This window comes from Nitrosophilus labii, assembly GCF_014466985.1.
Taxonomy (GTDB): Bacteria; Campylobacterota; Campylobacteria; order Campylobacterales; family Nitratiruptoraceae; genus Nitrosophilus_A; species Nitrosophilus_A labii.
In genome coordinates, this window is sequence record NZ_AP022826.1 from 1,161,762 (window position 1) to 1,185,359 (window position 23,598).

Here is a 23,598-nt window from a genome sequence, read left to right on the forward strand (position 1 = left end):
AAAATAGCCCAAAAAAGGGAGTTAGTGAGAATTTTTATTATTTTAATAGTTCCTATTTTTATGTTTGCTTCTCAATTTGGTATCTTATTTGAAGGAAATAAGACTTTCGATAAAAAAATATTATATAAAGAACTGGGTTTTGAACAGAGTTTTTGGGATAAAGTCTTATATAGAAAATTTGAACCTAAAGTGAACGAAAAACTTCTCGATACTCTAAAAAAAGAGCTTGAATTTTTTTACAAACAAGAGGGTTTTTGGCATATAGAAATTAAACTTAAAAAAGATATGAAAAATAAAAAAGCTATATTTGTTATTTACGAAAATGCTCCAATAATAGTCAAAAAGATAGAAATAACTTCAGATTTTAAAATAAATAATCTTATAGGTCCAAAAGAAAAAGAGAGATTTAGTACAAAAAAATTCATAAAATCTAAAGAATCAATCAAAAAAGCGCTTTTAAAAAATGGCTTCTGCAGTTATTACTTTAACCCAAAAGCATATATATACACTAAAACAAATGAAGCTTTTTTGGTCTATTATGTTGAAAAAAATAGCAAATGCAAAATTAAAGATGTCAATATATTTGGACTAAAAAGTATCTCAAAAGATGTAGTCTTGTCCCATATATATATAACTCCGCAAGATTATTTTGCTCTGGAAAAGATAGAGCAAAGTTACAAAAAACTTTACTCTTTAGAGTATTTTAGAAATATTATCATAGACTACTCTAAGAAGATAGACAATCAAATTTTAGTGGACATTCATCTTAAAGAGAGAAAAAAGATCCATATCTATAAAGCCGGGCTAGGATATGAGAGTCTAAACGGTTTTCATATAAATTTTTCATACAAAAATCTTAACTTTCATCAAAAACAGTTCGAATTACAAACTAACTACTCACAAAACAAAAAAGAGATTTTTGTCAAACTTTTCACACCAACTGTAGAGATTTTTAAAAAAAAATTTGATCTTGTAAATGAAGCACTTTATAATATGGAAAAATATGATAATTTTGATGAAAAAAAAGGGAAACTTGGAGCTACATTGTTAAAGGAGTATTATGATCTATCTTATAAATTCTCTCTTTTTTGGGAAAATATAGATATTTATAATAGTTTGATTTCCGAAAATAGCGGTAGATTTGACATTATATATCCATTTTTTGGAATGATATATGATAAAAGAGACTCAAAAATATATCCAAAAAGAGGATTTTATATAAAAAATGATCTTGAGGGGAGTTTAAAACAGATCTCTAGTGCTACATATATAAAAAATAGTGCGGAGATAGGATTTTTTAAAAGCTGGAAATATATAACCTTTTTTTTACGAACTAAACTTGGTTTTATAAACACTTTTCAAGCAGATTTACCATCTTCCAAACTATTTTTCGCCGGGGGTATAAAATCAAACAGAGCTTATTCATACAACAGACTAACTGCTACTGATTCTATATACAAAAGCGGCGGAAAATCACTGTTTGAAACTACTATAGAAACCGATTTTCCCCTTTATAAAAGATTAAAAGCGGCATTTTTTTGGGATAGAACAGTTCTTAGTTCCAAAAGTTTCAGATACGACTTAAAACCAGTTAACGGTGTCGGTTTTGGTTTTAGATATCCTACTCCTATGGGAAATCTAAAACTTGATTTTGGTTTTGATACCAACGATTTTAGACAAAATGCACTACATATCAGTATAGGAGCAACTTTTTGAGACTTTTTATCTACTCTTTTGAGGCTTTTTTGCTTATATTACTCTCTTTTGTTGTTATTCAAAGTGAAAAAGACCTACTCCAATCTTTAATAAAAGATGAATTGAAAAAAAACGATATTAACGTAAAAAAAGTTATCTGGAAAAAAATCGACTCTTTTGAATTTAAAGATATAAGCTACAAAAAACGAAAAATATCCAAAAATATCTTTTTAGATATTGACTATCTATCTTTTTTAAATGGTTATATCGGTTTTGACTCAATGATTATAGATTCACTACAAATAGATAATCTTTTAAAAATCAAACAGAAAAATAGAAAAAAAAGTAATAAACTGTTTCCAATTCCCATATCCATTTACAATCTAACTATAGATGCAAAATATATAAGAAAAAAAGAGTCTATAAATATTTATACAAAAATTGAAAATATCAAAATCTTTAAAAATATTTCAGCAAGTGTTGAAAAAATGTCAATCGATTCAATATACGCAAAAATTAGAGCCAAAGGTTTTATAAAAAATCTAAAACTGACTCTTTTTGGTAGTGCTATCCCCAATAAAAAATATCTATCAAAATTTGTAAATGAGTTCGATTTAGGTAAAATAGATAAAATAGATTTTAAAACAGTTATAGATACCCAAAAGATAGATTTTGTATTAACCACATCGGCAAAAGATTTTCTGAAAAAATTTAAAACTTCAGTACTCAAGTCAACTTTAAAAGGAGTTTATCTATATAAAGAAAAAGAACTAAAATCAAATCTTCTCACAAATGTAGGTTGTAAAAACACAAAAGCTTTAATAGAAGCCAAAATATTTTATAAAAATGATTTAAAATATAGAGGAAATGCAAAGATAGTAAATCTACCTAAACTTACAAAAGAGCTAAATCCCAAACTTTTCGAACAAGTAGATATCAATTTTAGCGGAAATCTTCAAAAAACAAAGCTAAAACTCTACAATAATTACTTAGAAGCACTAGCTAATATTGAGAAAAATAAAAGTGAGATAATATTTTCTTTAAATACTAAAAAAATCTATTTTACTAACCTTATTCGAACTGATACACAGCTTAAAAAAATTTTCCTCTATCTTAATCTATATGGTACCTATAAAAAGAATTTGAACATTAATTATCATATTAAATCGAATCTTGTAGATATAATAGGTACTTACAAAAACCGTAGATTAAATGCCCAGCTACTTCTATCCTTTTCATCTTTACTTAAAAGAAAAGGATTTAAAGTAGAAAAACTGTTTCCCCTAAAAGTTACTTCAAATACGTATCTACCACTAAATGTTAAATTTTCCAACAACATTTTAAATGGCGATTTAGTATATAGCAAAAAACAGATTGATTCAAAAATATTTTTAAAAGATACTCAAATTTCAGTATATGGAAATCCTTTAGAAAAACTGTCTATAGATTTAGAAGTAGACTCTTTGAAATCTCTAAATACTGAGCTTGAAAAAATTTATCCTATAAATATCAAAAATATTGATGCAAGATTAAAAGCTAAAATACTTTTTGATATGAAAAACTATCACTACGAAGCCAATATAGTTTCTCCCCGGATAATTTACGAATATGAAAAAGACAGATTTTACACATTAACATATTTCAATACCAATCTAAGAGGAGATCTTAAAAAAATCATAATAGACTATTACGCCTTCGCATTTAAAGAATATGGTATTTACGCAACTAAAAGTTCTGAGATTGTTTTTGACAAATCAAAAATATTAATAAAAAAATTATGGATAGAAGACAAGGTAAAAATTGACGGCCTTTATGAATTGAATAAAGAAGGTAGATTTAATATAAATGCAAAAAGTTATAAGTACTCCTCAGTAGAAGGAGTTATAGACTTTGATCTCGAACTTATCGTATATATCAAAAATAAAAATATTTTCACAGAAGGTAAGGTTTTTATAAATAGTGCAACAATCACACACAACCCTAAAAAAATAAGAACAATCAAAGATAAAGATATAATTATCGTTGATATACCAGAAGTAAAAAAATCACTTTTTTTCAAAAAAAATATCGCTTTGAATATTCATATAATAAGTAAAAAAGCTTTTTTTTACAAAATAAAAGATATGAAAGCTCAGCTTTTTAGTGACTTAACTATCTGGAAAGAGTACCAAAAAGATTTGGAGTTACTTGGACAGATAGTAGTTGAAAAAGGCAAATACTATTTTGGAGAAAAAATGTTTAAGATAACAAAAAGTGAGGTAGATTTTTACGGTCCTATTACAAACCCTTTTATAAATATAAATGTAAAATATGAAAAAGAGCCATATATTATTTATATTAAAATAGTTGGTGAATTTGAAAATCCTATAATCACTTTTGATTCTGAGCCATTTTTATCTCAAAATGATATTTTGGCAATGATTATTTTCGATTCTAAACTCTCGTCATTGCTATTTAAAACTACCGGCGGAGAAAAATTTGCCGAAATGCTAAGCAATTTTTTCGTAAAAGATCTGATTAAAAACTTTGGATTGAAACTGGATAAATATTCACTTATTACATCTGGTTCTGGCATCGGCTTTGAGATAGGCAAAAAGATATCAGATAAAATTACTGTTCTTTACAAAAACGATCAAATATCCTCTATCATTATAAGATACAAAATCAACCGCTATCTACAAAGCGAAGTTTTTATAACCCCACAAAAGAGTGCATTTGATCTATATTATAAGATTGAAAAATAATCTATTCAACTATACATTGTCTGATATTATAGCCTCTTGCAAATTCTGGATTTACAAAAGTATCTCCTTTTAATCTCCACTCGCCTTTTTTCACCATTACGTGACCTATTTTATTTGTTTTATCTAGACACAATATATCTTTTCCTTCCTCAAATGCTTCTCTTACCTCTTTTATATGTTCCACTCTTAGATTATAGTGAGCAATAAGCGCCAATGTTAAAAAAAGAAACATAAAAGGGATTGCTAATTTTGCTTTTTTCGACATAAATGGCCTAGTAGTTACAAATACAGTTATACCTAAAATAAACAAAGAGATAAAAATATATATTATCTCCTCTTTGAAAAAATTAGCTATACTATCCATAAGTTTCCTCCCACTCTTTAAATTGAGGTGAAAAATATTTAATCCTCACCTTTTTAAACTCTCTAGTAGAATATAGATATTTATACTCCGCAGCCTCTATCTCTTTTGCGATTTCGTTAACCACCTCTTCCACTTCATCTTTGCTCTTGCCGTGGATCATAGAAAAAAGAGGATATGGCCAGTTCGGATATACCGGTCTTAGATAACAGTGACTAACAGCACTATATTCGGCAACTTTTTGACCGATCTCTTCGGCTCTGTTTTCTGGAATTTTCCAAACAACCATAGCGTTTGCCTTAAACCCAGCTTTTCTGTGGTATAAAATAGAAGCAAAACGTCTCATAATACCAGCATCTTGTAATTTTTTAGCTTCTCTTTTCAAAAAATCGTAATCTATATTTAAGCTATCTACCATATTTTCAAAAGGCTTTTTTACAGGCTCTATATCTTCTTGTAAAGTTTTAATCAGCTCAAAATGGATAGGCTCAAGCTCTATTTTAATCTTCTCTTTTTTCTTTATTTTCTCCTTTTTTGACTTTTCGCCTTTTACGTCCAATTGCACGGAGATTTTGAACATCTTTTTGGTTGGTAGTATTATATACTCTCTCACTCCTGTTTTTTGGGCCATTATTTTTATTGTTTTTTCAAGTCCAAGTTCACTATCTGGAGGTACCGCAAGAGTAAACCAAAGATTGAAAGGGTTGTCTCTTTCATAGTTGTGACTAACACCTGGATGCGTGTTTATGAACTCGGCAACTCTTTCTATATCATCTGCTTTAAAAGCCACCAGTGAAGAACTGTAACCCAAAGATTTGGTATCAAAAATTGCAGATGTTTGACGAATTATTTTCTCATCTTTCAATCTTTTATACAGATTCAAAACATCTTCTTCTTCGGCTCCTAATTTCTCGGCCAAATCTTTAAAAGGTCTTTCGCTAATAGGAAACTCTTTTTGAATTATATTTAAAAACTCTTTTTCCATGTGAACCTCTATCTTATGATTTAGATAAATTGTATTGATATTTTTTCTCTTTTTCCTTGATAGTCATCAAATCTCTTATATGTTAGTTTATGATATCATTACTAGACTAGTAAATTGTTTAAGGAGATTTATGAGTTATTTTCCTGCATTTGTAAATTTAACAAACAAAAAAACAGTTGTAATAGGTGGAGGTAAAATTGCTGGAGATAAGATTTGTCATCTTTTAGATTTTACAAAAGATATAACTATAATATCACCTAAAATAGATCAAAGAGTAAAAGACTTTATAGATAAAAACTCTCTTAAATATATAAATAGAGAGTATAATAGCGGTGATATTAATGGTTTTTATATAGTTATTGTAGCTGCTGACGATTTGGAACTTCAAAAAAAAGTCTATCAGGAGTGTCAAGAGAGAAAGATTCTCTGTAATAGCGTAGATAGCGTAGAGTATTGCGACTTTATATTTCCATCTTACATTAAAAGAGGCGATTTAACAATCGCTTTTTCCACTTCTGGAGCTTCTCCCTCACTGGCAAAATATTTAAGAAGAGCGATTGAAAAAATAATTCCAAAAGATATCGGAAATTTTATAAAAGAGTTAAAAAAGATGAGGCAAAAGCTTCCTAAAGGCAAAGAGAGGCAAAAACTTTTAGATAGTAAAGCAAAAGAGTATATAGAAAAATATTTTAAAAAGGATTGAAATGTTTAGTAAAAGACTTCTTTGGGGTTTTGCAATAGTTTTTCTTTTTTTGAGCGTAGTAGCACTTGTTACCAATATGCCCGAAAAAAAGAGTAAAAGAGTATATAGCGAAATTTTAGAAACTTTTCCGTATGAGATAAGAAAAGAGTTTGGAGGTCTAGATATTATAGATAAAAGAACGGGCAAAGATTTAGATGTTGCGAACTCAAAAGTCTTTGTAGCTTTTGACGAATTACTCAAAAAATGGGGAAAAACGCATATTAAACTTGAAGGAAAAACCGTCTACGTATTAGACGACAATAAAAAGATCGTTAAAAAGATAGTATTAAAAAATCAAGAAGAGTTACATTTTGTAAAAGAGTTTTTCGGCTTATAGTTTTTTTAAAAGATTAAACCTCGGCCAAAAGGCCGAGAATTTAATCTCCTTTTTTGTAAAAAAGAAGATAAAGAGATGGAAGAACAATCAAAGTCAACAGAGTCGAACTTATGATTCCACCTACCACAACAACTGCTAACGGATACTGTATCTCACTACCTACTCCTGTGGCAAACAATAGAGGTAAAATACCAAACAGAGTAGTAAATGCAGTCATCAAAACAGGTCTTAGACGAAGAAGCGTTGCATCTTTGAGTAGAGTCTCCAGTTTTACGTGTGTATATCTCTTTTTTAACTCATCTATAAAACTTACCAAAACTATCCCATTTAGGACTGCAATAGCAAAAACTGCGATAAATCCCACTATAGCCGATATTGTTAGATACTCTTTGCTTATAATAAGAGCGGCTATTCCTCCTATGAGTCCAAGAGGAACTCCAAGCATTATCAAAAGCGCTTTAGAAAAGGAGTTAAAAGCTGTATAGAGAAGTAAAAATATTATCAAAAAAGTAATAGGTATTATCAACATAAGTTTTTTAGTAGCTTCTTGCATATTTTTAAAATCTCCAGCCCATTTTATATAATAACCAGCAGGAAAATCAACACTTTTTTTTATCGCCTCATTTGCCTCTTTTACAAAAGAGGCCATATCTTTGCCATCTACTTCCATAGAAATCACCATATATCGACTCAAATTTTCCCTTTTTATAAAAGAGGGACCTTGGACTACTCTAATATCACAAACCTCTTCCAAAGAGACCATTTTGCCACTTTTTGAGCGTAGCTGAAGAGATTTTATATTTTCAATACTCTTTTTTGCATCCTTAATTTTAGGAACTATCCCAAACCTCCTGACTCCCTCAATCTTTTCGGTTACCGGCTCTTCTCCAATACCGTATCTTATCACATCCATAACTTCTGCTACATCTAGTCCATATCTCGAAAGAGCTAAATAGTTCGGTCTTATCTCTATCTGTGCTTGACCCAATTGAGACTCAACCTCAACTCTCTCAAGACCATCTATATTTTTTATTACTTTTGTAATATTTTCAGCCAATCTACCTAGAATCTTTTGATCTTCGCCAAAAATCTTTATAGCAAGTTCTGCTTTCACTCCCTCTAAAAGTTCCTCTATCCTCATAGAAATAGGCTGAGTCGGGATAAACTGAACATAATCAAATCTCTCTTGTAGATCATGGGTCATCTTTTTTGCCAATTGTTCTATATTTTCAACGCTATCTTTTAAAGTAAGTAAAACCTCCATATAATTGGCCTGGGCCGTCTCACCTTTTTCGCTCCTTCCAATCATACTCAAAACCGACTCCACACTGCCGCCATAATTTTTAAGAATATACCTCTCAATATCCTGAGCCGTATTAATACTTTGAGTCAGTGCGGTACCAGGTATAGCTATAACACGATACATAATAGACTCTTCATTTAGTTCTGGCATAAACTCTCTTCCTTGCTGCAATAAAAGCCAAATCGTTACAAAAAAAAGAACCGCTACTACAGCTACCACAGATTTTGCATACTTTAATGAGTATTCCAAAAGAGGCAAATATACATTTTTTATAACTTTCATCAAAGGACTGGTAGAATTCTTTACAGGCTTTAAAAGCAGATATGACAAAACAGGAATCAAAAAAAGAGCTACAGCCAAAGAACCAATCATAACAAAAACAATATCTATAGCCATAGGCGAGTAGAGCTTTCCGGCCAAACCTTCAAGACTCAAAAGCGGTATGAAAACGGCAACTATTACTAAAGTAGCAAAAAAGACAGGTTTTGTCACACCTGCAGTGGCTTCAGAGATTATCTGTGATTTTGAAAGCCCCTTATGTTCGTGAAGTAGTCTAAAGCAGTTCTCCACTATAACTATAGTAGCATCTACTATCATACCTATAGCTATAGATAGACCGCTCAGACTCATAAGATTTGCACTGATTCCGAACTTCTTCATAAGCAAAAAGGCTATAAGTAAAGATAGTGGAAGCGAAACTATAACAATCATGGCACTTCTAATCTCAAACAAAAACAAAAACAAAATTACCGCAACCAACAAAGCTCCGCTAAGTAGTGCAGAAGTCATAGTATTTACCGCTTTATGAGTAATCTGTGTTCTATCGTATATACTCCTTATAGACACACCTTTTGGCAGTGCGGAGTTTACCAAAGGGAGCTTCTCTTTTATATGCTTTACCACTTTTGCAGCATTGGTTCCGCTTCTTTGCAAAACCATCCCAAACATCACTTCATCTGAGTTCAAACTCACAGCCCCAAACCTGGGGGCCTTTCCTATAACAACTTCGGCAACATCACCTATGGTGACAGCTTTAGCCTCTTTTGCTTTTACAACACTGTTTTTAATATCTTCTATACTTTCATAAAGCCCGGCACCTCTTATTAGATACTGCTCCCGGTTCATCTCAAGATACTGTCCGCCAGCTGCTTGATTACTCTTTTGCAAAGCCGACACAATCTCTTCAAAAGTAGCATCTACCGCTTGAAGGCGCTTAGGGTCTATCAAAACTTCATACTGCTTAACAAAGCCTCCCCACCCTACAACCTCTTCTACTCCGTCAACAGATTTCAAAAGAGGAGCCACCGTATAATCGTGCAGTTCTCTAAGCTCACTCAGACTTAGTTTTTTACTTTTATCTTCTAACACATACCAAAATACTTGTCCTAATCCAGTAGTATTAGGCCCTATAACAGGTTTGCCCCACCCTTTTGGAATATCAACGTTTCTTAGTCTCTCAGCAACTAACTGTCTTAGAAAATAGATATCATACTTATCTTCAAAAAAGACAGAAACATAAGAAAGTCCAAAAAGCGAATTTGAAAGAATCAGTTTAACCCCAGGAAGTCCGGCCATAGCCGACTCTATAGGATATGTTATAAGTTTTTCTATATCTTGAGCAGAATTTCCCGGACTTTCAGTATAAATAACTACCTGTTTGGGAGTAATATCAGGAAAGGCATCAATAGGTATCTCTTTGTATGCTTTATATCCAAAACCAGCAATTGCTATGAAAAGAGCTATGATTAGAAGTTTATATCTAATTAGTAAGCTGAAAAATCTTTCCATAATGACTCCTTAGTGACCGTGCCCGCCAAGTTCAGATCTAAGAAGCATAGATTTGACAAAATAGACCCCCTCAGCTACATATTCACTTCCAGGTTTTACTCCTAAAACCGCTACCTCATCTTTGTAATCATCAACTACTTTAACCACTAAAGGAACATATTTAACTTCATGCTCTTCATGCTCTATATGCTCTTCATGCTCTATATGCTCTAAATGTTTTTTGTGCTCTTTATTTGTCTCATCTTTATGGGACTCAGCCTCATTGGAAGGAACAAATATCACCCACTCCCCTTTAAACATGGTAAGTGCACTTTTTTTAACAGCAACATATCTTTTAAACGGTTTCATACTCAATCTAATTGTGCCGTAAGCATTAAGTAGAAGCTTCTCCTTTTGGCTCTCTATCCAAAAAAGAACTTTTGCTCTTTGTGTCTCCTCATCCACTTTTGGTAAAAGCTGCTCAAATCTACACATAAAAGTTTTAGGTCCGATTTTTAGTTCCCCTTTTGTTTGGCTATCTATGTTGAATGCATCTTTTAAATTGACATAAGCAATAGCGTAAAACCCTCTCTCCTTTACAATCTCAGCTATTGTAGTCATAGCTTCTATATTTGAGTGAACGGGAACTAAAAGTTTACTAACCACCCCTTCTGCATGAGCTTTTATAACGAGGGTGTCGGTAGTTTTTTTTAGACTTTTAGTATCTATACCCAAAGATGAAAGCTGTGACTTTACAGTAGCCAGTTTAGCCGAAATTTCGTCTATTTTTATTGTCTCCTCAGTCAACTCTTTTTTCGAAACCAAACCTTTTTTGTAAAGTTTTTGTATAGATTCGAGATTTTTTTTTGCAGAACTTAGCTGTTTAGAAAGATAGACAAACTCCGCTGTTAGTTTTGAAAGTTCCAAAGATTTAACAAGAGCGATTTGATCTCCTCTTTTAATCTTTTGTCCAGGTTTTACAAAATACTTTTCTAGATGACCAGAAACTCTTGAGACTATATTTTGTCTCTGATTTGATAGCTGAACTACTTTGGCATTGACATCTACTCTTTTTCCAAAAAGTTTATACTCCGCCTTCTTAATCTCTATCTGTGAAGCAAAAAGCACTATGGAAGATAGTATCATAACTATTATCTTATTCATTGTAAAATCCTTGTAAATAATTTAGTTCTATAATATAGTCATTGCACTTTTTCATAACAGACAATATTTTTCTTTTAGTCTTTAAAAGTCTGTTTTTAGCATCAAGAAGATCAAGTAGAGAACCTTTTGAGATGGCATAGCCCTCTTTAAAAAGCTCAAGAAGCTCCATCTCTTTTTTTAAAAGCTTTTTTTGTTGATGATATATATTTTTTAAATTTTTCAAAGATTCTCTTAATGAATCTATCTTGATAGATTGGAAATTTTTAATGTAGTCTCCCTCAAATAGTGATTGCAAAGCTTTAATGCGAGCTATCTGTTCCTCCTCTTTTTTAAGATTAAACAAAGGTAGTTCCAAAGCCACACCAAATCTTGCTATCTTTTGTTCAGGCTCTTTTTCATACTCAGCAAAAATATCTATCTCTTTAATTAGCCGCTTGCTTATTTTTGCCTCTTTTAGATAGAACTCTCTCTTTTTGGAAGCTATCTTTACTTCAGGACTTTTTAAATTTTTTAGCTTAATAGAGCTAAAATCGTAAAGAAAAGCATCTTTCAAAGCCACTTTTTTTTTGATACCTGCAATTGACAAAAGATTTTGATATGTCATAAAAAGTTCGTTTTCGTAAGATAAAATAGCATTTTCAATCTCTGCCCTCTCCAAAGAAGCCTGTAAAAATTTTGCTTTTGTCCCAGTTCCGTTTTTATACCTCTCTTTTGCTATTAAAACAACTTTTTTTGCAATCTCCAGCTCCTCTTTAATTAAACCGAGAAGTCTTTTTTTATAAACATAATCTGTATAGGCTTTTTCTAAGATTTTTAAAAAATTTGCTTTTTGCTTTTTATAGATTGCAACTGACAAAGATATTTTTGCGTTTGAAAAAGATTTTAGCTCCTCACTAACACCAAAAAGCCTAACAGGTTGAGAGATGGTACCTCTATAGCCATTTTTGATACTATCAAGTTCTGTATCGAACCTGCTTGTCTCAAGTTCAAATGTAGGATTTTTATAGCGCAAGGCTATCTCTTTCTCTTTTTTTGAAATTTCAGTTTTAAGTTTGCGATTTTTTAAAAATAGAGACTCTTTTAGAGCCATATTTTTAAATGTTTCAAAATCTACCGCAACATTTGCCCATAAAAATATGGGTAAAAGAAGAAAAATAGACAATAGTCTCATACTATACCCCTTTTAGTAGTTTTAAATGGTTGTTTAAAAAAAGCTATTTTTTGGGAGGTTTGTATGATGGTTTCAAAAAAGGAGGTTGGTAGATTTTTTGAAAATAAGATATCTTTTTAGAGAATTTAAGCTCAAAAAAGATTGCGCTAAATGTGTTAGGAATAACACTTTGGTGGAGTATATGGTGAAAATCGCATATATCACCGCAATTATTGCTTTTTTGAGTCTCCAGTACAAACTCTTTTACTTCTGTGTGCTCACAATGATCGGCTACATTAAAAACAATCGCGTGCGATACGTTAAAAAACATTGAACAAAGCAGTAGTATGAGCAATACTCTTTTTTTCATTATTGACTACTTTTTTAAAAAATACATAGCTAATTTTACTATTGTAAAATTATCGTAAATTTAGTAAATAGATGTAATCTTTGTCAATGATACTTTTTAAAGTTTTACTTTTTTTATATCTCTATCTCTTCTACAATATTTAACCCAAATCCACTAAGCCCTACAAACTCTTTCCCTTTTTGAGAAGTTAGAAGTTTAATATTTTTAACACCTAGATTTTTCAATATCTGCGCTCCAACTCCAAACTCTTTTGTCTGATCTATAGTTTTATCAGGATTATTGATAAATATCAAAGTTCCACTGTTTTTTTTGAGATACTCTATAGAGTTTATCAAAGATTTGTATCTTTTTTGATTAAAAAGTAATTCCACATCCAACACAACATTGTGAAATTTTACGTTACATGTCTCATGGGGACTGTAAAACTGAATCGCCGTATGGGTATTATTGAGATGGTCTTTAAAGTCGATTCTTTTTGCTTTCACATCAAAAAAGTCTATTATCTTTTCATCAATCTTTTCAACTAAAGATTCGTTTCTAAGCCTATACTCGACTATGTCAGAGATATAGACAATTTTTAGATTATGTTTTTTAGCAAACTTTTCTAAATCCTCTCTTCTTGCCATCGTACCGTCTTCATTCATTATCTCGCATATAACAGCCGCTTCTCTAAGTCCGGCTAATCGACAAATATCCACTGAGCCTTCTGTGTGTCCGGTTCTAACCAAAACACCTCCCTCTTTTGCTACCAAAGGAAAAATATGTCCAGGTTTTACAAAATCTTCTGGTGTACTAAGAGGTGATGCCAAAAGTTTTATAGTTAGATCTCTTTCATAAGCAGATATTCCTGTTGTAGCTTCTTTAGCATCAACCGAAACTGTAAAAGCAGTTTCATGCTGAGAGCTGTTGTTTTTAACCATAGGCTCTAAGTCCAAATTCTTCGCTATCTTTTTTGAGATAGCAACACAAATAAGCCCCCTTGCCTCCAAAGCCATAAAATTTACTTTTTCTGGAGTGCTAAAAGTAGCAGCGTATACCAAATCCCCCTCATTTTCCCTATCTTCGTCGTCAATCATAACGACCATATTTCCTTTTTTTATCTCTTCAATAGCCTCTTTTACTCTTTGAATCGGCATTTAAACTCCCATTTTTTCTGAAATTATATCATTTAAGCACTCGGATGTCATTTATCTAACGTTTTTAATCTTTTCAACTCTTTTTAAAAACCTCTCAAGTAAAATTATTAAAAAATTGCTAATATTAAGATGTATTTTATTAGTAATAATAAATTAAAAATATTAAAAAGATACTGTCAAGTATTATTCGCAATTTTCCTTCCCAGCAAGTTATATTTCATTGCATATCAAGCAGCTTTAAGCTGCGTCTCATAGATTTTCATAACCTCTTGAAGCTTGTCTGGTTTGATATAGCTTCTTTCAATTTTCCAATCTTTAGTATACTCCATATTATCGATTTGTGAGAAATGGTAAAATTGTAGTGAATCTCCAATACCAGATTGAAGCACTTCGATAGTGTATACTCTCAATTTTTTACAATTTGGTTAATCAATTTAAAAGAAAAAATCTAAATTATTTTTATCTTTGCAAAAACTTTCCCACTACCTCTTTAGCTGATAACCATCTATTTTTTTGTTTAAGTGCTATAACTTTTCCTCTTTTGATAAGCTGTCTTACACTTTGCTCACTATATCCTAGATCTTTTAAAAGTTTCGATACCGGCTCTAGTTTATAGCCTCTTTTTTCATAGAGAGCTAGTATCATTCTATCTATGCTTTCTCGAAGTCCTTCTAAAATTATCGATTTTAAAATAGTTGATTTTGCAGATGTGAGTTTTTGAATTACTTCATCTTTTTTGGGAGCTCTGTTTTTATATAATTCAAACAAAGGTAAAAGTTCTTTATCTATCTCTTCCAAGCCTTTGTAATAGAGTTTTTTATTTTTATCATCTCCTTTAATAATGACTAACGGATATCCGTTGCTAATAAGGACGTAGTTTAAAATTATCCTGCCTGTTCTTCCATTTCCATCGCTAAATGGATGTATCTCTTCAAAAAAGGCATGTAAGATAGAGAGTTTGGTAAAATCAAATTTTTTTTGATTAAAAAAAGCAAAGTCTACAAATATTTTTATCCACTCTTCAATGAAATGTTCCGGAAGATTGAACGCTGCACCTGTTATTTTTACCGCACCTTTTCTGAACTCTCCACTGTTCCCTAAGCTTTTGTTGATTTGGCGAATTAAAGAAGTTCCGAACAAAAACTCATTTTCTTTGAGATTTTCGTATGCGAGTTCATAAATAAATTTTGCGGTTTTGAAGTAGTTGTATGCTTCTTGTGCACTTCTTGTTAAAACTTCATTTTTTGTTAAAATCTCTTTAAGCTCTTTTGAGGAAACAAAGTAACCTTCTACTAAAATGGAATTTCTTGTCTCTTCTTCTAAAAGATAGAGCCACTCTCTGTTTTCTACTTTTGGCTCTTCAAGTCCTCCCAAATTATGAAGGATCTCTTTTCTTTTTATAATAAGTTGTTCATCTATTCCCATTGTCACGCTTTATTTATGGATTTTGATTATTTTACCATAAAATCAACACTTTCAAGTGTCACTTTAAATAACAATACTTGTATCGTGACAATTTAAAAAACAAAATACCAAATATATCGTATGAAACTAGAATGCCAAACTGCTAAACTAAATTTTACTCTCCAATTGGATTGTTGCTTCATGACGTTTATTTGAAATTAAATGTGCATATCTCATAGTTGTTTCAATTTTTAAAAATCATAATGTTTAAGCTTTTCAGTTTCATATTCACTAAATTTTAATTCAGATCATAATTGGCTGGTCGTAGATTCGAGTCCTGCCGAGCCCACCTCTTATTTTCATCCAATCTACAAGTTATCTTCTAAAAATCGCCATATATATTTTACTTTGAAAAAACCTCATACAAATAACTCTTTTCAAATATGGACTCTTTTAATAACTCTTTTTCCACATGGCATTTTGAACAGTTTTTGATAGCCCTATGTTCAGGTATCTTTGAATCTATCAACTTTTTTTTACTATGACACTCAAAACAGTCTTTACCGCATTCGGTATTTGGCCCAGTATAGTCTTTATGGCACTCTATACATCTTTTTAAAACTTTATGATAACTCTTATCTATAGATTTTTTCAATACAGGATGACAAGCTATACAATCACCACTGCAAGCAAATAAAAATTGAGTAAAAAGCAAAAAAATATAAAATCTTTTCATACAGACTCTTTTTATGCAAAGATGTAAATAATTTTTTTAACTATTACCAGATCAAGTTTTGAAAAGTATAATTTATCGCTATTATACTAAAACCATTACTGTTTTGCATCTATGTAAGTAATTATTTCTATATCAAAGTGTAAGCTAATTGCAAGGAGTATATATATACAAAAAAAATCCATAGAAAAGGGACAATGCCCTTTTCAAAATCTTTCATTTTTCTTTACACTAACGCATAAATGATTAAAATAATTTAATCTCATAAATCAGTATGTTTTACTTATCTAAAATTCCATGTAACGCAAAACGCACCGTATAAAGTCTCGGTAGTATTTTCAGGCCAATAAATATTCCTTAGTGTTCCACCGATGACTGCTTGTTTAGGTCCTCCTCCCTCTCTATACATATAATCATATCCTATACCGGCACCTATCTCTAAACCAGGAAAAACGGTATAGTTAAACCATAAAGAGAGTTGGCCGTTATATCCTCCGGCATCACTAAAATCTACGGCAGTTATATTGGTATTGGTAGTCTTTTGCCATACTGGAAGACCTATAAGAGCTTTTGCCGTTATTCTAAGTCCTTTTGCGGCTGCAGGAGAACTCTCATACCAGTATCCTCCGTTTACGATAAGCGAAGCGGAGCGCTCCTCCACTACTCCTTGATTAGGATCGGAGATAAAATCAAATCGTTTATAAGTATTGAGTACATATTGTACTCCCCCTACAATACGATGAGAATTTGTCAATTTGTAATGAAGTAAAAAAGTCATATTGTTAAGTAAAATATCGGCTTTATTTGTTTGATAAATTCCGTTTATATATACGTCTTCATCCAAATCATTAGGATATAGCGTCGAAGCTAGATCGTACGAAAAATCGTAACGTTCGCTTAGTCTTACGAGTCCTCCAGTTATATAGTAGATATCAGTGCTAACAGCTTCTGAATTTACGTACGTTCCCGAAAGCGTCGTTACCTCCTCTTTATACTTTACGTTATTGAGTCCGACGGCCATATAAGAGTAGCCGTCAAAACCAGGCTCCCCAGCCCACGATATATTGAAAACAGCAGCTAAAGCCAATAGTTTTAAGATACCTTTTTTCAATTTCACTCCTTTTTAAAAACTTGCCGTCTCTAAAAGATTTTCTATAAAACCTTGAAAATCACTTACCTGTTCTAGATCGCTTTCATCGTAATTCTCGAAAAACCTAGTAAGATCATCGTCACTTACGTATTTAAACGCGGTTACCAAATCGTAACTGTCCGTAATAACGTCATAAAAATATTTACCTATATATTTTTCTTGCAACTCATATTTGTAGTAGGTTTTACTGCTAATATAATCAATAGCATAAACTCTTGCATCTCTATCGTAATCGCTATAGACTCTAATAAAATCTTTGCCATCAATTACAAAGTGTTCCCAACCGCTCCAATAAAATGAATCACAAGTATTATCTGAGTTTAATACAATGTAGTCGTTTTCATCAAACGGGACATAAGTACCGACATACATCTGTTCAAACTCACTCCAATTCGTAACATTGGAGTCTATATCTATAGCCCTATGATAATCTCCGTCAAATATTGAGAGATAAAACTCATCATCGTGTTGCTTATATAGACCGTGAGCTATTAAATATACGTTATAGTGTTTATTAAGTGACGGATTATATATGGTTGCCGAAGATACAAGCCATATTTTTTCCGGATCTTTTTTAGGATCAGTAATATAAAAAGTCCCGGTATTATCAAAAGCTCCTGTTACTTTGTCATACCATTCTGTATTATTTATCCAATCATTATTTTCTAAAGTATATTCACTAAACTCCATATAGTCCAAGTCTAGATCTATCTCAGTATAATATTTTTTATAAACCCAAACATAATCCGTACCGTTAAAATCTTCGTATGATTCTGCCCAGATCGAATAAAACTTGTTTATCCCGTTATCAACCAATGTTTTTAAAGTTGTATCGTTTGTTGCAGTTACTGTAATCTCCAACTGTTTACTTAAAACAGGATCGTTTTCTATCTCATTTGCGTATGTAGTTAGATTTTGAGACTCCTCTGTAGTTAGATTTAAATCTAGATTTTGGGTTACTTTATTTTCAACGTAGCTTAATGTATCGTTACCGTCAGTCACAGTTTCGTTTGTATCTACTATATACTTTATAAGAGCCGCCGTATCTTTAACTGTACCTATATGCTCTATTTGAGCTTGTGATAGTTTCTCTTTTAAAGTATCAGGATCGGTAAAATTGTTATCTCCGTTTAGTTTTTTGGCCACTATATATTCTGCGGTAGTAACGTTTGAGATGATTATATCTATAAGATCTCCGGCAGAGATTTTCTGTTTTGCTATATCTCTAATCTGATCTGAAGTCAAATAACTTACCAATACTACATTATCACCTTTATAATTGTCTAAGCTTGCCTCTAGTTTAACTATTTTATTATCTTCGATAAGTGAACTGTTTATATCAAGTCTAAATTTTCCGTCACTATCCGTGGTAGAAGTAGATACAAGTTGATTGTCAATATATAGTTTTACTGTAGCACCGCTTAATATCTCATCATACACGTATCCAACAAAAACTGTTTGATCCGGATCTACACTCTTATTTACATAATAGTTTGCTAGATCGTTCACATCTATGTCTTCAGCCTCCGTTATAAAACCGTTAAAACCGATACCTCCAAATATCGCAACTGTATCAGCATCACTCTTAAGAGCCGATATAGCTGTTTGTATTGAAGTTGCAGCATCGGTGGAATTGCTTTGTAAGATATAATCTTTAAACTTTTCCATAAACAGAGGAATATCGATAACTCCATTGTCGTTTGCCGCTATGAACTGAGCGTTTACTAGCTGTAAAATACTCTTTTTCGTATCATCTTTACTTAGATCTTGAAACAACTCTTCTTTTGTAATACCAAGTTTTGAAGCAAGGGTATCAAGTTCCGAACTTCTAGCAGCAGCGGCTAAAGTGGTTAAAGGAGTTACGATAAAATTATCGTTAGCGCCCGATTGCCTAGTGTCTAGTGTTAAAGGAATCCCCATAGGCACGTCAGTATCGTCGATAATTCCATTTCCGTTGATATCCATTGTTCCGCCAGAGGCAACAATAATATCAGGCTTTTGTACACAGTTTAAAAGTTTATACTCTCCATTGCCAAGTTCCTCAAATCCAGAACATCCAATAGCCGTCATTTTTGCGCCTAAAATAGCATCGTCAACTACGGAAACAGTATAATCGCTATAAGTTGACGAAGTGGTATCGGTGCTGTCTCCACCGCCTCCACCACCGCAACCAGCTAATAAAAAGACTATTGCCGCTGCAGCACAACTTTTCAATATTTTACTCGACACCATTTTTATCCTCCATTTTAGCTTTAATACTTTCCTTAAATAAGGATTATATAGTTAAAATACTTAGATTACTTTTAACTCTTAACGACTTCAAAAGGGTAAAAAAATGAAAATACCAACTAGGTAGCTAGCTAACAAGTAGAAACTAGATTAATTCTACTGGGAATCTGCCGTAAAAGCTCCCGTTAAGCTGAGTAGTTTCTATAAGATAATATCTAAACTTTCTAAACAGCTCTTTATCTGGCTCTTTGTAGTTACTCCAAAATTCATCCAAAGGCATACCCTTGCACGTCAGTCCCTCTATATCATATAAAGCATCCCCTAAAGTAATTGTAGGAATATAGTGAAAAAGAGATGATATTCCCACCGTACTGTTTATAGTAACTGTTCCGATAGCATTTTTCAAACAAGTGGGTAGATGCATCTCATGTCCAACTATTACCCTATCTTTTATATTTAGACTTAATGAGAGTTTGTCGATAAATTTTGTGTAGTTTTTTCTTCCTCTATCCATCGGGTGATGCTTGATAACCAAATAGGTATCTTTTGGGGCAAAACTCGCAAATGAGCGTAAAACCCTCTCTAAAAACTCCTCTATTGTAGAAAAACTTGAATGCTCTCTTAGTTGAAAGTCGTTATAGGTCTGCAAAGGCACAAAATAGTAACGTTTTGAGAGCTTAGTAGCTAATTTTTGGGTCAATTTTTTATCTTTTGGCATGTAAAGATATTTTCTGTATAGGCTTCTTATACCCCAAAAAGCTTCTTTTAAAACGGCTAACTCTCTATGATGCTCATAGTAAGGATATCTAAATAAAAAAGTTTTTGCCAAAATATAATAAACAGTAGCACTCAAAGCCATTTTCCAGTATTTTGGATTTGCCGGTAAAATCGGCCGTTTATGGAAAAAATCTGAAGGCAGACTTCTATAAAACTGGGGGTCTCTGCTGATTTTGCTGTAGTTGTTGACTCCATATTTTTCCATAGTTACAAAATCGGGCCTTATATATCCCTCTTCAAAGACAAAGATTTCTATATTTTCAAATTTCAAAGCTTCCTGTATAGCCACCTTTTGATAATATCTACAATCTCCAAACAAAAAAATCATATCTATATTTTTATCTTTAAAAAAATTGCGTATAAATTCTCCCCACTCCTCTTTTTTGCCTCTAAAAGGGATATAATTGTCTTTGTTTGAGAAAAACCAATCGCCTGCGTTAAAACCTATTTTATAAGTCTTTGCCCCTTTTTTTCTAAAAACCAGATCTAGTTTTTTAAAAAAATTGCCCATCGGGCCTTGTAAAAGCAAAATATTTTTATCTTTTATATCGCCTATCTTATTCACCCAACAACACCTTTATAACAAACTGTATTTTACGAGATATGAAGTTTCTACTGTTTATTAAAGCTTTAAAAATATAATTTGAATTATATCTTTTTTTTTCTTTATCTAACTCATCTAAAAGCACTTCAATCTCACAAAACTCTTTGGTTTTTGGATGAATGTATCTAGGATAAACTATATACGCCGCAGCTATTAACTCTTCTAAAGAACGATTCTTAACTCTTCTTGGATTTTTAACTTTATCTACTGTCAACCCCCATCCCGCATAAAAAGGCATACCGTAGGTATAAACTTTTTTGCCTCTTAAAAGCGCTTCAAACCCGACAAGTGATGTCATGGTGTGAACCTCATCAGCAACTTCCAAAACACTATCCACACTCGCTTCTTTAACTATAAAATCGCAATATTTTAAAGCTGTTTTATCCTCAATATCTCCTATCCTGTTACCGGCAATAACATCTGGATGTGGTTTATAGATGATATAAGCATCAGGAGCGTTTTTTCGAGCAGCTTCAAGAAGCTCCAGATTGCTCATGCTATTTGCACCGTAGATTATTGAAGCGTCATCCTCTACTTGTCCTGGAACCAAAACAATCTTTTGATCCTTTTTGTAACCTTTTAGATCTAAAGCAATATCTTTATAGATGTTATATTTGGAGATTTTTTTTGTGGTGATATAAGTTTGCAGCGCTTTGGCTCTTTGTAAAAGCTCTTTATCAAATGTATAGTTATTTAAAATCCCTTCCAAATCGCTTGGCTGTGTCGGATCAAAGTAGATGCCTTGTGAGTCGACAACGAGTGAGTAGGCACGTGTAAGGTCTGAACCTAGTGAAACAGAGCGTACAAAACCATCTTCTACTCTATATATAGCAATACCTTTCTCTCTCGCATACTTTTCTACATCATCAAATCTTTTTTTTCCCCATATAAAGATTTTAGAGTTGCTATCAAGTCCCTTTTTAGTAGCTTCTTTTAAATCGTTGCAAAAAGTTAGACTGTTACTATTTAAAGGTTTGAAAAAGGGTTTCACAAACCCTCTTTTCCATCTTGAAAAACCGAAAAAATAGAGTTTTCCATCATTTTGGCTATAAATATCTCTATATTTTTTGATTGTAAGTAAAGTATCTATGATATCGCTTTTTTTGTGTGTATAAGGGTTGTAGTATCTGGCATAAAGTATATATGCCCCGGCAAAAATCTCCTCAACACTCAATTTTCTTTTTCGCCTTTTGCATACAATCTTATCTTCAGTCAGTCCCCATCCAGCATAAAAAGGCATACCAAAACATATAACTTTTTTCCCTAGAAGCAGTGCTTCAAAGCCCATTTGAGAAGTTTGGGTATAAACCTTTTCAAACTTTTCCAAAAGCACTAACGGATTGATATCTTCACTAATTATTTTGCAATGTTTTTTTGCAAAATCTATATCAATATTTGATTTTTTTTTGCCTGCTAGGACGTCGGGATGAACTTTTAAGTAAATCTCGCTACCTTGATTTTCCTTGATAGCTTCAATAACCATTGTTTTAGTATCAAAATTTTGAGCATAACCGTACTCTAAAGAGAGATCCCCTTTTGTTTGAGCCACGATAAGTACTTTTTTGGTGTCGGTTTTTAAATACCCGGGAAGAGTTAAAGATGAGTGGTTATACTTTGAGATTTTATGTTTTTTTATAAGTTCTATAGCTTTTTTAGCTGTCTGCAATAGCTTTTTATCATTTTTAAAATCGTAGTTGTTAAGGATATTTTCAAGTCTTGAAGGAGCCGTAGTGTCGTAGTAGATACCGATATCATCTTCTACAATCGAAAAGGAAGGCCATCCTTTTACCCCTAGACCTATAGAACGGATAAAGCCGTCTTCAAAAAGTAAAAAATCTTTTTTAAACAATTTAGACAAAAAAATAGCATATTTCCCTGTTCTTTTTCTTCCCCAACCTTTAAAAAGTGTATTTTTGTTTATTAAAGCATATAAATTATAAAAATAAAAATTCATTTAACTCCTATAACTTCACAAATATACTCTATTCTTCGTTTCCACGTATGATTTTTCAAAACATATTCTGCACCTGCTCTTATCCTTTCATAATCATTTTTACTCAAACCATCTTTTTTAAGTCTTACTAAAATTTCCCTAAACTCTTCTTTCGAATTAACCACGTAACAATAATCTTTAAACATTTTATCAACAGCTAAAGAGGGATTAGTAACACAAACTCCTCCACAAGCCAAAATCTCAATAAGTCTTCTTGAAAACATAGTTTCAGAGTCTGTAATAGTATTTACATTTAAAGAAATTAAATAATCTTTATAAATTTGAGCAGTTTTTTTATACTTTACTTTTTTTTCTTCATTTATACAAGATAATTTGGGATAGCCGTAAATTTTAGGATTTCTATCTGAATTTCTATTATATACATCTACTTCAAATCCATTTTCGCATAAAGTTTCAAAAAACATATTTTGCCATTCTCTTCTTCTAGTATGAATATGTCTTGAATAACTTCCAACAAAATTAGCCTTTTTATACTTAAAATTAAAGCCAGTCAAATCGTGTATTTTAGGTTGAATTGCAAACATAAGTACATTTACAGGTATATTTACAATTCTTTTATATTTTTCAACAGCATTTATATCAACAGTAAAAATATAATCAAATAATACAGCACTATCTATAAACCTATCAAAATGAACACTATCTTCTTTATTCCAAAAAACCGTAGGAATATTTAAATCTTTTGCATATTCAACTATTTTTTTTAGTTTATTATTATTTCTACTTGGAACATCTGGATAAGAAGCTATCTTATATTTCCATCTATTTTTGTACCCATTCCAAGATGATTCAACGAAGAAGAGATCTATTTTACAAAATTTAAGGATAAATCTATAATTTAGAGAAGTAATATTATATATACTTATATTATTTTCTAATAACAAACTTATTCTTGTTAAATCATCAGAAATTAAAGCAATTTTTAACATTATC

Annotated in this window: 18 protein-coding genes; 4 read left to right on the forward strand and 14 right to left on the reverse strand. The window is 31.7% G+C overall.

Features of this window, described 5'->3' with window-relative positions:
- The first annotated feature begins 24 nt into the window (after positions 1-24).
- Both NIL_RS05895 and NIL_RS05900 read left to right on the forward strand, forming a co-directional pair.
- The gene (locus NIL_RS05895; protein WP_187646886.1) at positions 25-1,716 is read left to right on the forward strand and encodes an autotransporter assembly complex protein TamA; all 1,692 of its coding nucleotides are present in this window, start codon (positions 25-27) and stop codon (positions 1,714-1,716) included.
- Positions 1,713-4,439, forward strand: a complete 2,727-nt coding sequence (locus tag NIL_RS05900; protein WP_187646887.1) for a translocation/assembly module TamB domain-containing protein — start codon at positions 1,713-1,715, stop codon at positions 4,437-4,439. The genes NIL_RS05895 and NIL_RS05900 overlap by 4 nt, the downstream gene beginning before the upstream one ends.
- A 1-nt stretch (position 4,440) precedes the next feature.
- Here the strand turns inward: NIL_RS05900 and NIL_RS05905 are convergent, their stop codons facing one another.
- Together NIL_RS05905 and ahbA are read right to left on the reverse strand one after the other, a co-directional pair.
- A complete protein-coding gene (locus tag NIL_RS05905) occupies positions 4,441-4,803 on the reverse strand; it encodes a hypothetical protein (protein WP_187646888.1) in 363 nt (120 codons plus the stop codon).
- Positions 4,796-5,785 (reverse strand): siroheme decarboxylase subunit alpha, encoded by a 990-nt coding sequence (gene ahbA, locus NIL_RS05910; RefSeq protein WP_187646889.1) that lies wholly within the window; start codon positions 5,783-5,785, stop codon positions 4,796-4,798. Before ahbA ends, NIL_RS05905 begins: the two co-directional genes overlap by 8 nt.
- 130 nt (positions 5,786-5,915) lie before the next feature.
- Here ahbA and NIL_RS05915 point away from each other — a divergent pair, with 130 nt between their 5' ends.
- Together NIL_RS05915 and NIL_RS05920 are read left to right on the forward strand one after the other, a co-directional pair.
- A complete protein-coding gene (locus tag NIL_RS05915) occupies positions 5,916-6,488 on the forward strand; it encodes a precorrin-2 dehydrogenase/sirohydrochlorin ferrochelatase family protein (protein ID WP_187646890.1) in 573 nt (190 codons plus the stop codon).
- A gap of 1 nt (position 6,489) precedes the next feature.
- On the forward strand, positions 6,490-6,864 hold the full coding sequence (locus NIL_RS05920; RefSeq protein ID WP_187646891.1) for a hypothetical protein: 375 nt from the start codon (positions 6,490-6,492) through the stop codon (positions 6,862-6,864).
- A 40-nt stretch (positions 6,865-6,904) separates the two neighbouring features.
- Here NIL_RS05920 and NIL_RS05925 read toward each other — a convergent pair whose 3' ends face one another.
- The 12 genes from NIL_RS05925 to NIL_RS05980 all read right to left on the reverse strand — a co-directional run bounded on the left by NIL_RS05925 (position 6,905) and on the right by NIL_RS05980 (position 23,594).
- Positions 6,905-9,955: an efflux RND transporter permease subunit gene (locus NIL_RS05925; RefSeq protein ID WP_187646892.1), complete on the reverse strand. Its 3,051-nt coding sequence runs from the start codon at positions 9,953-9,955 to the stop codon at positions 6,905-6,907.
- 9 nt (positions 9,956-9,964) lie between these two features.
- The gene (locus NIL_RS05930; protein WP_187646893.1) at positions 9,965-11,098 is read right to left on the reverse strand and encodes an efflux RND transporter periplasmic adaptor subunit; all 1,134 of its coding nucleotides are present in this window, start codon (positions 11,096-11,098) and stop codon (positions 9,965-9,967) included.
- Entirely contained in the window at positions 11,091-12,269 is a 1,179-nt protein-coding gene (locus NIL_RS05935) for a TolC family protein (protein WP_187646894.1), read from the reverse strand. The genes NIL_RS05930 and NIL_RS05935 overlap by 8 nt, the downstream gene beginning before the upstream one ends.
- A 43-nt stretch (positions 12,270-12,312) precedes the next feature.
- Positions 12,313-12,618: a hypothetical protein gene (locus NIL_RS05940; protein WP_187646895.1), complete on the reverse strand. Its 306-nt coding sequence runs from the start codon at positions 12,616-12,618 to the stop codon at positions 12,313-12,315.
- 113 nt (positions 12,619-12,731) lie between these two features.
- Positions 12,732-13,754 (reverse strand): bifunctional 3,4-dihydroxy-2-butanone 4-phosphate synthase/GTP cyclohydrolase II, encoded by a 1,023-nt coding sequence (locus NIL_RS05945; RefSeq protein WP_187646896.1) that lies wholly within the window; start codon positions 13,752-13,754, stop codon positions 12,732-12,734.
- Positions 13,755-14,213: 459 nt separating this feature from the next.
- Complete coding sequence (locus tag NIL_RS05950) at positions 14,214-15,179, reverse strand: Fic family protein (RefSeq protein ID WP_187646897.1); 966 nt, start codon at positions 15,177-15,179, stop codon at positions 14,214-14,216.
- A gap of 382 nt (positions 15,180-15,561) precedes the next feature.
- The gene (locus tag NIL_RS05955) at positions 15,562-15,894 is read right to left on the reverse strand and encodes a hypothetical protein (RefSeq protein ID WP_187646898.1); all 333 of its coding nucleotides are present in this window, start codon (positions 15,892-15,894) and stop codon (positions 15,562-15,564) included.
- A 280-nt stretch (positions 15,895-16,174) separates the two neighbouring features.
- Positions 16,175-17,002 (reverse strand): hypothetical protein, encoded by an 828-nt coding sequence (locus NIL_RS05960; protein WP_187646899.1) that lies wholly within the window; start codon positions 17,000-17,002, stop codon positions 16,175-16,177.
- A 12-nt stretch (positions 17,003-17,014) separates the two neighbouring features.
- A complete protein-coding gene (locus NIL_RS05965) occupies positions 17,015-19,273 on the reverse strand; it encodes a hypothetical protein (RefSeq protein ID WP_187646900.1) in 2,259 nt (752 codons plus the stop codon).
- 142 nt (positions 19,274-19,415) lie between these two features.
- Positions 19,416-20,612 carry a capsule polysaccharide biogenesis protein gene (locus NIL_RS05970; RefSeq protein WP_187646901.1) on the reverse strand — a complete coding sequence of 399 codons (1,197 nt, stop codon included), beginning with the start codon at positions 20,610-20,612 and terminating at the stop codon, positions 19,416-19,418.
- Positions 20,605-22,605 (reverse strand): capsule polysaccharide biogenesis protein, encoded by a 2,001-nt coding sequence (locus tag NIL_RS05975; protein ID WP_187646902.1) that lies wholly within the window; start codon positions 22,603-22,605, stop codon positions 20,605-20,607. Before NIL_RS05975 ends, NIL_RS05970 begins: the two co-directional genes overlap by 8 nt.
- Positions 22,602-23,594 (reverse strand): CgeB family protein, encoded by a 993-nt coding sequence (locus NIL_RS05980; protein ID WP_187646903.1) that lies wholly within the window; start codon positions 23,592-23,594, stop codon positions 22,602-22,604. The genes NIL_RS05975 and NIL_RS05980 overlap by 4 nt, the downstream gene beginning before the upstream one ends.
- Between the last annotated feature and the right edge of the window lie 4 nt (positions 23,595-23,598).

Coding starts and splice junctions, on each gene's coding strand:
- NIL_RS05940 (WP_187646895.1), bottom strand. CDS start 12,618: ATGAAAAAAAGAGTATTGCTCATACTACTGCTTTGTTCAATGTTTTTT.
- NIL_RS05930 (WP_187646893.1), bottom strand. CDS start 11,098: ATGAATAAGATAATAGTTATGATACTATCTTCCATAGTGCTTTTTGCT.
- NIL_RS05945 (WP_187646896.1), bottom strand. CDS start 13,754: ATGCCGATTCAAAGAGTAAAAGAGGCTATTGAAGAGATAAAAAAAGGA.
- ahbA (WP_187646889.1), bottom strand. CDS start 5,785: ATGGAAAAAGAGTTTTTAAATATAATTCAAAAAGAGTTTCCTATTAGC.
- NIL_RS05955 (WP_187646898.1), bottom strand. CDS start 15,894: ATGAAAAGATTTTATATTTTTTTGCTTTTTACTCAATTTTTATTTGCT.
- NIL_RS05920 (WP_187646891.1), top strand. CDS start 6,490: ATGTTTAGTAAAAGACTTCTTTGGGGTTTTGCAATAGTTTTTCTTTTT.
- NIL_RS05980 (WP_187646903.1), bottom strand. CDS start 23,594: ATGTTAAAAATTGCTTTAATTTCTGATGATTTAACAAGAATAAGTTTG.
- NIL_RS05905 (WP_187646888.1), bottom strand. CDS start 4,803: ATGGATAGTATAGCTAATTTTTTCAAAGAGGAGATAATATATATTTTT.
- NIL_RS05915 (WP_187646890.1), top strand. CDS start 5,916: ATGAGTTATTTTCCTGCATTTGTAAATTTAACAAACAAAAAAACAGTT.
- NIL_RS05950 (WP_187646897.1), bottom strand. CDS start 15,179: ATGGGAATAGATGAACAACTTATTATAAAAAGAAAAGAGATCCTTCAT.
- NIL_RS05975 (WP_187646902.1), bottom strand. CDS start 22,605: ATGAATTTTTATTTTTATAATTTATATGCTTTAATAAACAAAAATACA.
- NIL_RS05935 (WP_187646894.1), bottom strand. CDS start 12,269: ATGAGACTATTGTCTATTTTTCTTCTTTTACCCATATTTTTATGGGCA.
- NIL_RS05925 (WP_187646892.1), bottom strand. CDS start 9,955: ATGGAAAGATTTTTCAGCTTACTAATTAGATATAAACTTCTAATCATA.
- NIL_RS05965 (WP_187646900.1), bottom strand. CDS start 19,273: ATGGTGTCGAGTAAAATATTGAAAAGTTGTGCTGCAGCGGCAATAGTC.